This is a genomic window from Ideonella sp., assembly GCF_041914305.1.
Lineage (GTDB): Bacteria > Pseudomonadota > Gammaproteobacteria > Burkholderiales > Burkholderiaceae_C > Ideonella.
Map to the genome: position 1 here is coordinate 1 of NZ_JAYSDQ010000029.1, position 13,476 is coordinate 13,476.

Below are 13,476 nucleotides of genomic sequence, written 5' to 3' on the forward strand. Positions count from 1 at the left end.
GTGCAGACCTACTTCTTCCGCCGCACCAACATGAACGCGCTGGGCCAGCCGCGCAGCTGGACCGACCATCTGCTGTGGCACCACGCCGCCCACACGGTGGACCTGTTCGCCTACCAGTGCGGCTCACCCGTCGTGCAGGCCCATGCGATCCAGGGTCCGATCCACCCGACGCTCGGCATCGCGATGGACATGAGCATCCAGCTCAAGGCGGCCAACGGGGCGATCTGCACGCTCTCCTTGAGCTTCAACAACGACGGGCCGCTGGGCACCTTCTTCCGCTACATCGGCGACACAGCCACCTACATCGCCCGCTACGACGACCTGTTCAACGGCAAGGACGAGAAGATCGACGTGTCGAAGGTCGACGTCTCGATGAACGGCATCGAGCTGCAGGACCGCGAGTTCTTCGCGGCGATCCGCGAAGGGCGGGAGCCCAATGCCAGCGTGGCGCAGGTGCTGCCTTGCTACCGGGTGCTGCAGCAGCTGGAGCAGCAGTTGAACGCGGGGTGATAGCGGCGATTCAAGGCTTGCAGAGGTGGTGGCGGCAGGGAAACGGCGGTGCCCCCGGTCGCCGGCCGCTCGCGGGGCACTGTTAGCGGCCCATGCAGCGCATCTCCATCAACAACGTGGTACCTGGGATTCGTTGGGGCGACCGCTAATGAGGCCGACACCCGGGAACACCACCGTCACCCTGCAGGCACCGCCGTCGGCATGGCACGCCGTGGCATGCCACCCGGTTGCCCCGGGGTGTGAGGCTCGGGGTACGGTCGGCGGCTCTCATTCGCGGTCGCCCCAACCGCCGCAAGAGAAGGCGGTGCCGAGGGCAGCACGTTCGCGAGCGCATTCCGTGTCCCCGCGAGCGGAGCCGCAGAACGTGCCCCGGGCCTCGCGCCCACGCGCGACCATTGCAAGCAGCTCGCATCGCGCGTCACCAAAGGCCTGAGCAGAGATGAACCTCACCCGCCGCCACTGCCTGTTGATCGCCTCCGCGTGGCCCGCCCCGGGATTTGGGCAAGCCAGCAAATTCCCAACCAAGCCCATCACACTGATCGTGCCCTTCGCACCCGGCGGTGTCGCCGACATCACCGCCCGCACCGTCGGCAAGGTGATGGGTGAATCGCTGGGCCAGCCGATCGTCATCGACAACCGGCCCGGCGCGGGCGGCATCGTCGCCACCCAGGCAGTGCTGAATGCACCAGCCGATGGCCACACGCTGCTGCTGATGAGCAACGCCTCGGCCGTCAGCGTGCACCTGGTCAAGAAGCTGCCGTACGACGTTCAACGCGATCTGGCGCCGATCTCGACCTTGGGCTTCTTCGAGCTGGCCCTGGTGGTCAGTGCCGACTCGCGCTTCAAGACGCTGGCCGACCTGCTGGCGTTCTCGCGCACGCACCCGGACAAACTCAGCATCGGCACCATCACCGTCGGCAGCACCCAGCACCTGGCGGCCGAATGGTTCAAGGCGTGGCCGGCATCAGCGCCACCGTCGTGCCCTACAAAGGCTCGCCCGCGGTGGTCAATGCGCTGCGCTCGGGCGAGGTCGACGTGGCGTTCGAGATCCTGAGCCCGCTGTTGCCGCAGGTCGCCGCCAAGGTCGTAGGGCCGCCGGCGGTGACGGGCGCCCAGCGCTTCGCACTCTGGCCCGAGGTCCCCACCGTGGCCGAGCTGGGCTGGTCTGCCTACGTGGTCGACAGCTGGAACGCCTTGGCCGCGCCCACGGGCACGCCGCCAGCCGCCATCGAGCGGCTGCAACGCGTGGCGACAGAAGCGCTGCGGCAACCAGCTGTTCACAAGAGCCTGCGCGACCTGGGCGTGAAGGCTCAGGCCGGCACGCCGGCCGAGCTGAAGGCGCTGCTGGCCAGCGAGATCAAGCACTGGGGCGAGGTCATTCGCACCGCGAAGATCGAGCCGGACTAACCTCCAGTGCACGCCGCGGGTTGCCGCTGAATTTCGGCGTTTGAGTGGGCGCCGTTCCATCCATCAACTTCTGTCAATACGACTGGATACACCCGAAGCCGGGCGTCACGGTCGGTGCAATATCCCCGCTCGGTGGGCATGCGCATAACGCAACGCCTTGGGTGTCGCCCCGACCGGGATGCGACGTGATGGATCTGTTGACTGGGAAAGCCTGACTCATGACTGGATATCGCCGTACACCTCGCAGCGCCGCCGTGCGCTCGATCACCTGGACGCGCACCGCGCTGGCCGCGGGCGTGGCGCTCGCCTGCCTGGGCGTGGCCCACGCCCGCCCGCAGCCGCAGGGCAACCTGGGCCTGGGCCTGCGCGAGCTGGTCGAGCAGCAAGGCGTGCAGCCGGCCTCGCGTGCCGAGGCCGAGCGCAGCCGCGCCCGCACCGCGCTGGCCGTGCAGGACAAGCAAGGCCGGGTGCGCGTCAACGTGCATCTGAACGGCCGCGTGCCGCTGGCCAACCTGCAGGCGGCCGCCCGCAAGCTGGGCGCCGAAGCGGTCGCCGCCAACGCGCGCTACCGCCAGGGCGTGTTCACCGCCTATGTGCCGGTGGCCAAGGCGAAGGAGTTGGCCGCGCTGCCGGGCGTGAAGTCGGTGCTGCTGTCGACCGCGCCGATCGCCGATGTCGGCACGGTCACTTCGCAAGGTGCCGCCACGGTGCACGCCGACCAGGTCAACGCGCTGGGCATCCGGGGCGCGGGTGTCACCGTCGGCGTGATGTCCGACAGCTTCGACGCGGCCGCAGGCGCCAAGACGCACGCGGCGCAAGACGTGGCCAGCGGCGACCTGCCCGGCGCCGGCAACCCCGACGGCGACGTCGAGCCGGTGGTGGTGATCGAAGACGTGGCCAGCGGCAGCGACGAGGGCCGCGCGATGATGCAGATCGTGCACGACCTGGCGCCCGCCGCGAAGCTGTGCTTTGCGACTGCGTTCAACGGCGAAGTCGGCTTTGCCGACAACATCCGCAAGCTGGCCGACAAGAACGGGCCGTGCAAGGCCGATGTCGTCGTCGACGACGTCATCTACTTCACCGAGCCGATGTTCTCGGACGGCGTGATCGCGCAGGCCGCCGACGAGGTCGTCGCGCAGGGCGTGTCGTACTTCTCCTCGGCCGGCAACCGCGGCTCGACGATGGGCTACCTGGCCGGCTACAACAAGGTCGACGACGCCACCGCACGCGCCAGCGCGCAGACGGTGGACCTGTCGCTGATCGCGGCCGGCTCGTCCAACGGCGGCTTCCACAACCTGGCCACCGACGGCAAGACGATCGACGTCTCGCGCACGATCACCTTCGGCGCCACGTCGACGCTGGTGCTGCAGTGGAACGACCCGTTCGACGCCGGCAAGGTCACGACCGACTACGACCTGTACGTGTACAACGCCGCCGGCGACCAGCTGGCCGCCGTCTCGGCCGACGACAACTTCTCGACCGACCAGCCGATCGAGGCGGTGCAGGTGCCAGCCGGCACCTACCAGATCGTGGTCGTCCGCGCTGACACGACAACTGACGCGCCGACCGCCGACCAGGTGCGCTTCGTCACCTTCGGCAGCGTGGTCAACGGCGAGTACATGAACTACACGACGCCGATCACCTTCGGCCACAACTCGGCCGCCGGCGCCAACGGCACCGCCGCGTTCGCCTGGTTCCAGGACTACCTGCCCGAGTCGTTCTCGTCGCCCGGCCCGTCGATCATGTACTTCGGCAAGGACGGCTCGCGCCTGCCCACGCCCGAGGTCCGCCGCAAGCCGGACATCGGCGCACCGGACGGTGTCAACACCACCTTCTTCAGCGGCGACACCGCCGAAGACAGCGACACCTTCCCGAACTTCTTCGGCACCAGCGCCGCCGCGCCGCACGCCGCCGCCGTGGCCGCGCTGGTGATCGACAAGGCCGGCGGCCCGGGCTCGATCTCACCGGCCAAGCTGAGCCACCTGCTGAAGAAGACAGCCCGCGCGCACGACTCGAAGCCCAACTTCGCCGCCGCGCAGGCCTCGTTCGGCGCCGGCACCGTGCACGTCACCGCCACCGGCGACGGCCAGTCGCCCAGCCAGTTCGACACCGATGTCTTCCGCATCGGCTTGACCGCGCCCGAGGGCTACACGCTGAAGTCGGTGACGCTGGACCTGTCGACCGCCAACGGCCAGCGCCAGCTGCTCGGCAACCCGGCGCCCGGCATCCAGCTCGACCCGCGCGTCGGCCCCGGCCTGCCGGTGACGCTGGGCACGCTGAAGGACATCGCCGCGACCGACGTCAGCTTCTCGGCGCTGAGCGATGTGGTGCCGTTCAGCAAGACGCTGACCGTCACGTTCGCGCCGGGCAGCTTCGGGCGCAAGTCGGTGGTGCATTTCGGCGTCGACCGCGACGAGGTCGCCACCGGCGGCGGCGGCAACTCGGCCGACCTGCTGGTGGGCGGCACGATCAGCGGCGTGGTCGCCGGCCCGGGCGGTGACATCCCGTTCACCGGCACCTTCTCGCAGGCGCTGCGCAAGGGCCACTCGCCGGCAGAGGGCATGGGCCTGGTCGACGCGCTGTCGGCGGTGCAGGCACTGCCCTGAGGTAGGGCCACCCCAGCAAAAAGCCGCGGCAGTCGCCGCGGCTTTTTTTGCGGCTGCGGCCCCGGCCTCAGCGCAACGGCGTCTCGTCGTCCACCGGCAGCGCCACGTCCAGCGACAGGCGCAGGAACTCGGTCGGGTCGGGCTCGCCATCGACGCGGCTGCTGCCAGGGTAGTTGTTGTCGTTGATCACCAGCAGCGTGTGCGCGTCCAGCACCAGCACGTCCTCGATCGTCACGAACGGGAAGGTGAAGCTGGTCTGGCCGTCCTGGTTCAGGTCGTGCGGGTCGGCCACGTCCATCAGGTCGACCACCTCGGTCTTGCTGACGAAGCCGTCGGCGTCGACCACGTTCAGGTCGATCAGGTAGATCCTCTTGAAGCGCGGCATCTCGGTGCCGTTGCGCTCGATGACCAGGAACTGGTGCTCGTTGACCGCCGTCATGTCGCCGATGTTGGTGCCTTGCGGGGCGAGCTTGTACAGCCACTGCTGGCCGGTGTAGGCACCGGCTCGGATGTCGAAGCGGTTGATGCGCAGGCTGCCCGCCGGGTCGCCGGTGACCGTGCCTTCGAGCAGCGTGAACAGGTGCTGGCCCGCCGCGTCGATCGCCATGCCCTCGAAACCACGCGAGCGGCCGAGGTTGGGCGTGGCGCCGTTCAGGTGCGGGTTGTCGGGCGACTGGACACCCGGCATCGGCACCTCGGCACGCAGCACCTTGCCCTTGGCATTGGTCTGCAGCAGGAAGGGGCCGAGCTCGTCGCCGAACCAGAGGTGGCCGCGGCGGTCCACCCGCACCGATTCGATGTCGAGGTCGGCGCCGGTCAGCAGGCGGCGCTTGGTGATCGCATCGTCGACCGGGATGTCGGCACTGCCCGGGCCGCTGCCAGCATAGGGGTAGAACGCGCCTTCGGCGACGATCGGGAAGCCGAGACGGTGGTCGGCGTCGTTCAGCGTCACGTAGCTGCGCTTGTCGAAAGCGGTGAGCTTGTCACCCGTCTCGCGGTCGACCGGCAGCACCGTGCCGCTGCCGGTCAGGCCCTTGCCGCCCCAGCTGCGAAAGTCGGGCTGCACGGCGTACAGGCGCAGCAAGGTGTCGGGCGAGTTGGTCTTCGCGCCGAAGCCGTTGTCCGGCATGACCAGGAAAGTGCCGGCCACCGGCCCCGGCAGCACCGCCGAGAAGCCCTGTACCGGCTGCTTGTCGACCAGCGGCAGGCTGCGGCCGTTGGCGCTGCTGGCGAACTGGCCCGAGGTCGGGCCCGGAGCGAAGGTGTCGGCCGGCATCGAGGCAAAGCCGGCCAGCGTGGCGGCGGCGTGGGCGGCAGGCAGCGCGAGCACGGCGAGGGCGCCGGCCATGGCCAGGGAGAAGGTTTTGAACGAACAGCGCATGGAAATCTTTCGTGCAGGGAAGACCCGGCATGCTTCCAAGCCGCGATGACAGGCCCATGAGCGCCCGATGACGCCGATGTGACGCGCCTATGATTCGGCCTTGTCGTCTCTGCCAGGTGCTGCCCCGTGACCGACCTTGTCCCTTGGCTCAGCTTCAATCTCAGCGTCCTGCTGCTGGTGGCCTACGAATGGCGCGTGCACCACGTCGGCCAACGCCAGCCCGAGCGGCTGGCCCGCTACGCCAACGCCAAACTGCGCATGCACTGGGTGGTGTCGCTGAGCGGCAAGCCCGGCCACGAGATCGTCGCGGTGCAGGCGCTGCGCAACTCGCTGATGGCCGCGTCGATCTCGGCCTCGACCGCAGCGCTGGCGGTGATGGGCGCCTTGAGCATGACCGGCCCGTCGCTGGCCGCAAACCTGTCGCGCTGGTCGGGCGAGAACACGCTGCACACCCTGCTGCAGGCGATGCTGGTCGGCCTGCTGTTCGCGTCGTATGTCTGCTCGGCCTTGTCGACGCGGCACTACAGCCACGCCAGCTTCATCGTGTCGATCCCGGTCGACCGGCCCGAGCGCGCCGAGCTGAACAGCGCGGCGGCCAACCACGTGCGCCGCGCCGGGCTGATGTACAGCTGGGGCCTGCGCCTGTTCCTGATGGTGCTGCCGGCCGTGGCCGGGGTCGTGCACCCGCTGGCGATGCTGCCGGCCACGGTGTTGCTGGTCTTTGGCCTGCGCCTGTTCGATCAGCCGGCCAATGACGTCGAGGTGGATTGATCCCGCGGCCCGATCCAGAAATGGAAAACGGGGCCCGAAGGCCCCGTTGTCTCGTTCAGTGCCGAAGCGCTGATCAGTTGCCGCAACCCAGCTTGGTGATGCGGGCCTTGGCGGCCTTGGCCTGGACCAGGCCGTAGCCGGTCTTGGCGTCGCGGCCAGCCACGTCCAGGTCCTTGGCGGACTTGTTCAGCGACTGGCGGATCTGCTCGCCGGTGCAGGTCGGGAAGAAGCTCCACACCAGCGCAGCGACCGCCGCGACGTGCGGGGTGGCCATCGAGGTGCCGTCGAAGTAGGCGTAGTTCGTGGCTTGCACGGCCACGGTGGCCGACTGGCCCAGCTGGCCCTTCATCGCGGCGCCTTCGGTGTCCGAAGCGGTCACCGACGGGATGGTGGTGGCCACGCCACCCAGCGTGCCGGCGAAGCCGCCAGCGACGTTGTTGTAGACCACCGCGCCGACGCCACCGGAGTTCTGGCAGTTCAGCACCTTGTCCGAGAACGCGATGTTGCCGCGCTGGATCAGGCAGACCTTGCCCGACACCGAGGTGTCGACCGCGTCGCCCAGGCCGAAGTCGGCCAGCGCAGCGGTGGCGCTGCCTTGCGGCGAGCCGTCCATCGCGCCCGGCGCGTAGTCGGTGCCACCCACCTTGAGCGACGGCGCCGAGCCGGTGCCCATCGGCACGGTCGACAGCACGCCCACGCCCGGGCCGGAGATTTCAACGTCGGCGTTGCGCTGCGAGAAGCTGGCCCAGGCCGAGTGCTCGTCCACCGCGGCGACCGACATCACCGGCACATAACCGGCGGGGTACGAGGTCTGGGTGTTGCCACCGTTGCCGGCTGCGGCGATCGACAGGATGCCGGCGGTCTGCAGGGCGGTGAAGGTGTTCTTCTCGACCGTGTTCGGGATCGGGCCGCCGAGCGACATGCTGATCACGTTGGCACCGGCGGCCTGGCACTTCTTGGCCGCGGCGGCCAGGGTCGACGAGTAGGCCCACACGCCGTCGTCGCCGAAGACCTTGATGATGTGCAGCTTGATCTTCGAGTTCGGCAGCACGCCGACCACGCCGGTGTCGAGGTTGTTGATCGCCGAGATCGTGCCGGCCACGTGGGTGCCGTGGTGGGTGCCGTCGTGGTTCCACAGGCCGGCGCCGCCGATGTCGTCTTCGCCGGTCACGTTGGCGTTGTGCTGCAGGTCTTCCTGGCCACCGTCATAGCCCGAATCGATGATGCAGATCTTGCGGTTGCCGGCGTTGGTGTCCTTCAGCTTGTCGGCCTGGGTCAGCGCGATGCCGTAGGGCACGAGCTGGCCGAGCTTGTAGGGCTTGCCGTCCGACGGCGTGGTCAGCGACATCGGGTAGCGCGGAGCGTCTTCTTCGATGCGGGCGATGGCCGTGTGCTTGGCCAGCGCCATCGCGGCAGCCTTCGGCAGCTCGACGGCGACGTTTTCGCCGTCGATCTCGAGCTTGATCTTGCCGCCCAGCTGGGCAACGGCAGCACGGGCCAGCTTGGCAGCCTGGCTGCCCGACTTGAAAGTCACAACCACGCGGGTGGTGTCAGCAGCGGCTTGGGCAGCGCCCATCATCGCAAAGGCCAGGCCCAGGCCGACACACAGGCGGGACACCGGGAAGCTCGTCTTGGTCATCTTCACAACTCCAGAAAGGAAAGGTCGATCAAGCAAAAAACGTAAGGATCTGAATCCGAGGCCGCAGTGTCCACGCGAGCCCTGGGCTTGCCCACTACAAAAGCTTCAACGATCCTCACGACATTCGAGAGCGCCACGGGGAAACCCGGAGCAAATTCGCCCTCAGCGGCCCAACCCGCGTGAATTGTTCACACCCCCGGCGATGGAGCGCCGCGCCTACAATGGCGGCTTGCAGGAGAGCGCCGGGTTTCGACCACCGTGTCAGCCCGGCCACCGAAGGCGCAAACTCCCATACACGCTCAGGTTCCGTACTGCACTGATCAATCGCCGTCTGGAGAGCCGCTGACCTAACTTTCAGGATCAGCGCACCGAAGGAGCAAAGCCCCGCGGCAGTCACGCGGCGGCCGAATCTCTCAGGTACCGGGGACAGGGGGAGCGGCAGGCACGAAGCACTCCATTTCATCGGGCTTCGTGCCGATCGCCTCCTGGAGAAACCATGCACGTGGTCGTTCTCGGCGCCGGCCTGCTCGGCGTCACTTCCGCCTATTTCCTTCGCCAACAAGGGCACGACGTCACCGTCGTCGATCGCCAGGCCGTACCGGCCGCCGAAACCAGCTTCGCCAATGGCGGCCAGATCTCGGTCAGCCACGCCGAACCCTGGGCCAACCCGAGCGCACCACTGAAGGTGCTGAAGTGGCTGGCCAGAGAGGACGCACCGCTGCTGTTTCGCCTGCGGGCCGATGCGCGGCAATGGGCCTGGGTCTTCAGCTTCCTGCGCGAGTGCACGCCCGGCCGCACGCGCCACAACATCGAGCAGATCGTGCGGCTGGGCAGCTACAGCCGCGAGACGCTGCAGCAGCTGCGCCGCGACATCGGGCTCGAGTACGACCAGCGCACGCAAGGCATTCTTCACTTCTACACCAGCCAGCAAGAGTTCGACGCCGCCGAGGCGCCCGCCGCGCAGATGCGCGCGCTGGGCTGCGACCGGCGCGTGATCTCGGCCGACGAGGCGGTGCGCATCGAGCCGGCGCTGGCCCACATCCGGCCGCAGCTGGCCGGCGCCACCTACACGGCGGAAGACGAATCGGGCGACGCCAACCGTTTTGCGCGCGAGCTGGTGCGCCGCTGCGAGGCAGACGGCGTGCGCTTCCTGATGAGCCACACGGTGACCGCGTTGCGCGAAGCCGGCGGCCGGGTCGACCATGTCGAGGCGACCGATGCCGAGGGCCGCTTCCAGCGCATCCGCGGCGATGCCTATGTGCTGGCGATGGGCTCGCTGAGCCCGCTGTATGCCAAGGCGCTGGGCATCAAGCTGCCGATCTACCCGGCCAAGGGCTACTCGGTAACGATGCCGGTGAAAGATGCGAGCAAGGCCCACCAGGTGTCGCTGACCGATGACGAGTACAAGCTCGTCTTCTCGCGCCTGGGCGACCGGCTGCGCATTGCCGGCACGGCCGAGCTGAACGGCTACGACCGCGACCTGAACCGCGTGCGCTGCGAAGCGATCGTGCGCCGGGTCGAAGAGCTGTTCCCCGGCGCCGGTGACGGCGAACGCGCACAGTTCTGGACCGGCCTGCGCCCGGCGACGCCGAGCAACGTGCCGATCATCGGCCGCTCGAAGCTGCCCAACCTGCTGCTGAACACCGGCCACGGCACGCTGGGCTGGACACACGCCTGCGGCTCGGGCAAGAGCATTGCGCGCATCGCCAGCGGCCTGAAGCCCGAGGTCGACTTTGCTTTTGCCTAACCCGCTGAATTGACGAAGCCACTCACCGCCGCGATCACCTGTTCAGGCTGGTCGCGGTGCGGTGAGTGACCGCAATCGGGCAGTTCGAGCAACACCGTTTGCGGCACGCGCTCGGCGATGCCGTGGATTTGCTTCAGCGTGCCGTACTCGTCGCCCAGCCCCTGCACTGCGAGCAGCGGGCAGGTGATGGCGGCCAGCTCTCGCTCGATGTTCCAGTCGCGGAACGCCGGGTGGAGCCAGATGTCGTTCCAGCCCCAGAAGGCCGAGTCGGGGTCGTCGTGGTACTTGGCCAGGCTGTTCTTCAACAGGCCCCCCAGATAGGCCTCGCGGGCCCGCTCGATGTTGGTGATCGAGACGCCTTCGACGAAGAGGTGCGGCGCCAGCACGACCAGGCCCGCGACGCGTGCCGGGAAGGCCGCGGCATGTAGCAGCGCGATCGAGCCGCCATCGCTGTGGCCGAAGAGCCAGGGGCGGTCGGCGTCGACACCCAAGGCCCGAAGCAGCGCTGGCAGCACCTGCCGCGCTTGCCGGTGCATGAAGTCCGGCGCCCAGGCTTCGTCGGGCGAACGCGGCGTCGAGCGGCCATAACCCGGGCGCGAATAGACCAGCCCGCGCCAGCCGAGTGCGTCGACCAGCCGTGCCGGGAAGTCGCGCCACATCGCCACCGAGCCCAGGCCCTCGTGCAAGAAGACCATCAGCGGCCGGCCCTGGCGCTCGCGGCCCAGCCATTGGTGCTCGATCGTGACCGGCCGGCCCTGCCAGTCGATCTCGACGAACTCGATCGTCACACGCCGGCCTCGCGCTCACGTAGCCGAAAGCGCTGGATCTTGCCGGTGGCGGTCTTCGGCAACTCGGCGATGAACTCGATCTGCCGCGGGTACTTGTAGGGCGCGAGCCGGTCCTTGACGAAGGCCTTCAGCGTGTCGTCGTCGACCTGTTGCCCGGGCTTGAGCACGACGAAGGCCTTGGTGCGCGTCAGCCCGTCGGCATCCGGCACGCCGATCACCGCGGCTTCGAGCACGGCCGGGTGCTGCACCAGCGTCGACTCCACCTCGAACGGCGAGACGTAGATGCCGCTGACCTTCAGCATGTCGTCGCTGCGGCCGGCGTAGGTGTAGGTGCCGTCGGGGTTCTTGACGTACTTGTCGCCACTCTTGGTCCAGCTGCCCTGGAAGGTCTCGCGCGACTTCTCGCGGTTGCCCCAGTACATCAGCGCCGCGCTCGGGCCGCGGATGTACAGGTCGCCGGTCTCGCCATCGGGCACCGCATGGCCATCGTCGCCGCGCAGTTCGATCTCGTAGCCCGGCACCGGCCAGCCGGTGGTGCCGTAGCGCACCTGGCCGGGCCGGTTGCTGAGGTAGATGTGCAGCATCTCGGTCGAACCGATGCCGTCGACGATCTCGCAACCGAAGTGGGCCGTGAAACGCTGGCCGATGTCGGCCGGCAATGCTTCGCCGGCCGACGAGCACAGGCGCAACGCCACCGCCTCGCGCGGCGGCAGGTGCGGCGACGCCAGCATGCCGGCATAGCCGGTCGGGGCACCGAAGAACACCGTCGGGCGGTGCGTGTCGCGGGTCCAGCGCTTGAAGGTCGCGTCCGGCGTGGGCCGCTCGGCCATCAGCACCGTGGTGGCGCCGACGCTCAGCGGAAAGCTCAGCGCGTTGCCCAGGCCGTAGGCGAAGAACAGTTTGGCGGCCGAGAAGCACACATCGCGCTCGGTCAGCCCCAACACCGGCGTGCCGTACAGCTCGGCCGTCCAGTACGGATTGGCCTGGGTGTGCAGCGTGCCCTTGGGCCGGCCGGTCGAGCCGGACGAATAGAGCCAGAAGCCGGGGTCGTCGGGGCCGGTGTCGGCCGGGGCCGCCAGCGGCGGATGGGCTTCGAGCAGCGTCTCGAGCGCCTGGCAGCCGGCCGGCAGCTCGGCCGTGGCGCGCGAGACGATCACCGTGCGGGCTTCGTGGCCGCCCTCGCCCGCCGCCTTGTCCATCGCCGCCCGCAGCGTGGGCAGCAGCGCGGCCGACACCAGCACCGCCTGGGCCCGGCTGTGCCGCAGCATGTAGGCGTAGTCGTCGGCGGTCAGCAAGGTGTTGACGGCCACCGGCACGATGCCGGCGTACAGCGCACCGAGAAAACTCACCGGCCAGTCGATGCTGTCGTGCATCAGCAGCAGCACGCGCTCTTCGCGCCGCACGCCCAGCGCCGTCAGGCCGGCCGCCAGGCGCCGGACGCGCTCGGCCAGCGCGGCGTAGCTGACGCTGCCCACGTCGTCGATGTAGGCCAGCTTCGCGCCGCGGCCGGCGTTGCGCTCGATCAGGTGCTGCGCGAAGTTGAAGCGCGCGCCCGGGGTAGGAACCGAAACGGCAGACACGGCAGTCTCCTTGCGTTCACGGCCTTGCGAAGCCTGGGAAGATGAACTATTGTGCTTGCAAGAACTCTAGATCTGCCGTTGAGCCATGTCAAGCACTATATTGCATCCCCGGGAGCCGGAAGACGATCTGGACGTGGCCGGCCCCGCCGCCACAGGCGACGACAAGAACCCGTTTCTGGTCGCGCTGGGCGAGCGGGTGCGCTCGCTGCGCTCACGCCGCGGCATGACGCGCAAGGCGGTGGCGCTGGCGGCCGAGGTCTCCGAGCGCCACCTGGCCAACCTCGAGTACGGCACCGGCAATGCGTCGATCCTGGTGCTGCTGCAGGTGGCCGGCGCACTCCAATGCCCGCTGGCCGAGCTGATCGGCGACGTGACGACCTCGTCGCCCGAGTGGCTGATGATCCGCGAGATGCTGGAGCACCGCGACGAGCCCAGCCTGCACCGCGTGCGGGTGGCGATCGGCGAGCTGCTGGGCACCGGCGGCGCACACGGCCAGGGCGGCACCCAGCGCAGCTCGCGCATCGCGCTGGTGGGCCTGCGCGGCGCCGGCAAGTCGACGCTGGGCCAGATGCTGGCCGATGACCTGGGCTTTCCGTTCGTCGAGCTGAGCCGCGAGATCGAGAAGTTCGCCGGCTGCAGCATCTCGGAGATCCAGGCGCTGTACGGCATGAACGCCTACCGCCGCTACGAGCGCCGCGCACTCGAAGAGGCGGTGCAGATCTACCCCGAGGCGGTGATCGCCACGCCCGGCGGGCTGGTCTCGGACGCGGCCACCTTCAACCAGCTGCTGGCGCACTGCACCACCGTCTGGCTGCAGGCCGATGCAGAAGACCACATGAAGCGCGTCACCGCCCAGGGCGACCTGCGGCCAATGGCCGCCAGCAAAGAGGCGATGGACGACCTGAAGCGCATCCTGGCCGGCCGCGCCGCCTTTTATTCGAAGGCCGAGTTGAAGCTCGACACCAGCGCCCAGCCGCTGGCGCCCACTTTCGCCGCGCTGCGCGCGCTGGTGCGCCAGGCGCTGGAACTGCCGTTGTAGTCCGCACA

The 13,476-nt window shown here is 68.8% G+C and carries 10 protein-coding genes, 1 pseudogene and 1 riboswitch; of the genes and pseudogenes, 7 read left to right on the forward strand and 4 right to left on the reverse strand.

Translation table 11 applies throughout. From position 1 onward, the window contains the following. From ACE3SG_RS27200 to ACE3SG_RS27215, 4 genes and pseudogenes are all read left to right on the forward strand, one after another. Window positions 1-510, forward strand: a pseudogene (locus ACE3SG_RS27200) (oxidoreductase); the annotation flags it as partial. Between the two features lie 541 nt (window positions 511-1,051). After that, complete coding sequence (locus tag ACE3SG_RS27205) at window positions 1,052-1,564, forward strand: tripartite tricarboxylate transporter substrate-binding protein (protein ID WP_374569400.1); 513 nt, start codon at window positions 1,052-1,054, stop codon at window positions 1,562-1,564. After that, a complete protein-coding gene (locus tag ACE3SG_RS27210) occupies window positions 1,513-1,917 on the forward strand; it encodes a Bug family tripartite tricarboxylate transporter substrate binding protein (RefSeq protein WP_374569401.1) in 405 nt (134 codons plus the stop codon). The genes ACE3SG_RS27205 and ACE3SG_RS27210 overlap by 52 nt, the downstream gene beginning before the upstream one ends. A 218-nt stretch (window positions 1,918-2,135) precedes the next feature. Then, window positions 2,136-4,523: a S8 family serine peptidase gene (locus ACE3SG_RS27215; protein WP_374569402.1), complete on the forward strand. Its 2,388-nt coding sequence runs from the start codon at window positions 2,136-2,138 to the stop codon at window positions 4,521-4,523. A gap of 67 nt (window positions 4,524-4,590) precedes the next feature. Here ACE3SG_RS27215 and ACE3SG_RS27220 read toward each other — a convergent pair whose 3' ends face one another. Beyond that, complete coding sequence (locus ACE3SG_RS27220; RefSeq protein WP_374569403.1) at window positions 4,591-5,904, reverse strand: esterase-like activity of phytase family protein; 1,314 nt, start codon at window positions 5,902-5,904, stop codon at window positions 4,591-4,593. Window positions 5,905-6,030: 126 nt separating this feature from the next. On the opposite strand from ACE3SG_RS27220, the gene ACE3SG_RS27225 reads away from it, so the two are divergent. Beyond that, window positions 6,031-6,675 carry a DUF599 domain-containing protein gene (locus ACE3SG_RS27225; RefSeq protein ID WP_374569404.1) on the forward strand — a complete coding sequence of 215 codons (645 nt, stop codon included), beginning with the start codon at window positions 6,031-6,033 and terminating at the stop codon, window positions 6,673-6,675. A gap of 73 nt (window positions 6,676-6,748) precedes the next feature. Here ACE3SG_RS27225 and ACE3SG_RS27230 read toward each other — a convergent pair whose 3' ends face one another. Further along, complete coding sequence (locus ACE3SG_RS27230) at window positions 6,749-8,314, reverse strand: S8 family serine peptidase (protein ID WP_374569405.1); 1,566 nt, start codon at window positions 8,312-8,314, stop codon at window positions 6,749-6,751. Window positions 8,315-8,635: 321 nt separating this feature from the next. Next, window positions 8,636-8,754: riboswitch (glycine riboswitch) on the forward strand. 56 nt (window positions 8,755-8,810) lie between these two features. On the opposite strand from ACE3SG_RS27230, the gene ACE3SG_RS27235 reads away from it, so the two are divergent. Next, window positions 8,811-10,061: a D-amino acid dehydrogenase gene (locus tag ACE3SG_RS27235; RefSeq protein WP_374569406.1), complete on the forward strand. Its 1,251-nt coding sequence runs from the start codon at window positions 8,811-8,813 to the stop codon at window positions 10,059-10,061. Here ACE3SG_RS27235 and ACE3SG_RS27240 read toward each other — a convergent pair. Continuing rightward, complete coding sequence (locus ACE3SG_RS27240; protein WP_374569407.1) at window positions 10,058-10,849, reverse strand: alpha/beta fold hydrolase; 792 nt, start codon at window positions 10,847-10,849, stop codon at window positions 10,058-10,060. The genes ACE3SG_RS27235 and ACE3SG_RS27240 overlap by 4 nt on opposite strands. Further along, the gene (locus ACE3SG_RS27245; RefSeq protein WP_374569408.1) at window positions 10,846-12,429 is read right to left on the reverse strand and encodes a benzoate-CoA ligase family protein; all 1,584 of its coding nucleotides are present in this window, start codon (window positions 12,427-12,429) and stop codon (window positions 10,846-10,848) included. Before ACE3SG_RS27245 ends, ACE3SG_RS27240 begins: the two co-directional genes overlap by 4 nt. Window positions 12,430-12,514: 85 nt before the next feature. Here ACE3SG_RS27245 and ACE3SG_RS27250 point away from each other — a divergent pair, with 85 nt between their 5' ends. Further along, window positions 12,515-13,468 (forward strand): helix-turn-helix transcriptional regulator, encoded by a 954-nt coding sequence (locus ACE3SG_RS27250; RefSeq protein WP_374569409.1) that lies wholly within the window; start codon window positions 12,515-12,517, stop codon window positions 13,466-13,468. The last annotated feature ends 8 nt before the right edge of the window (window positions 13,469-13,476 follow it).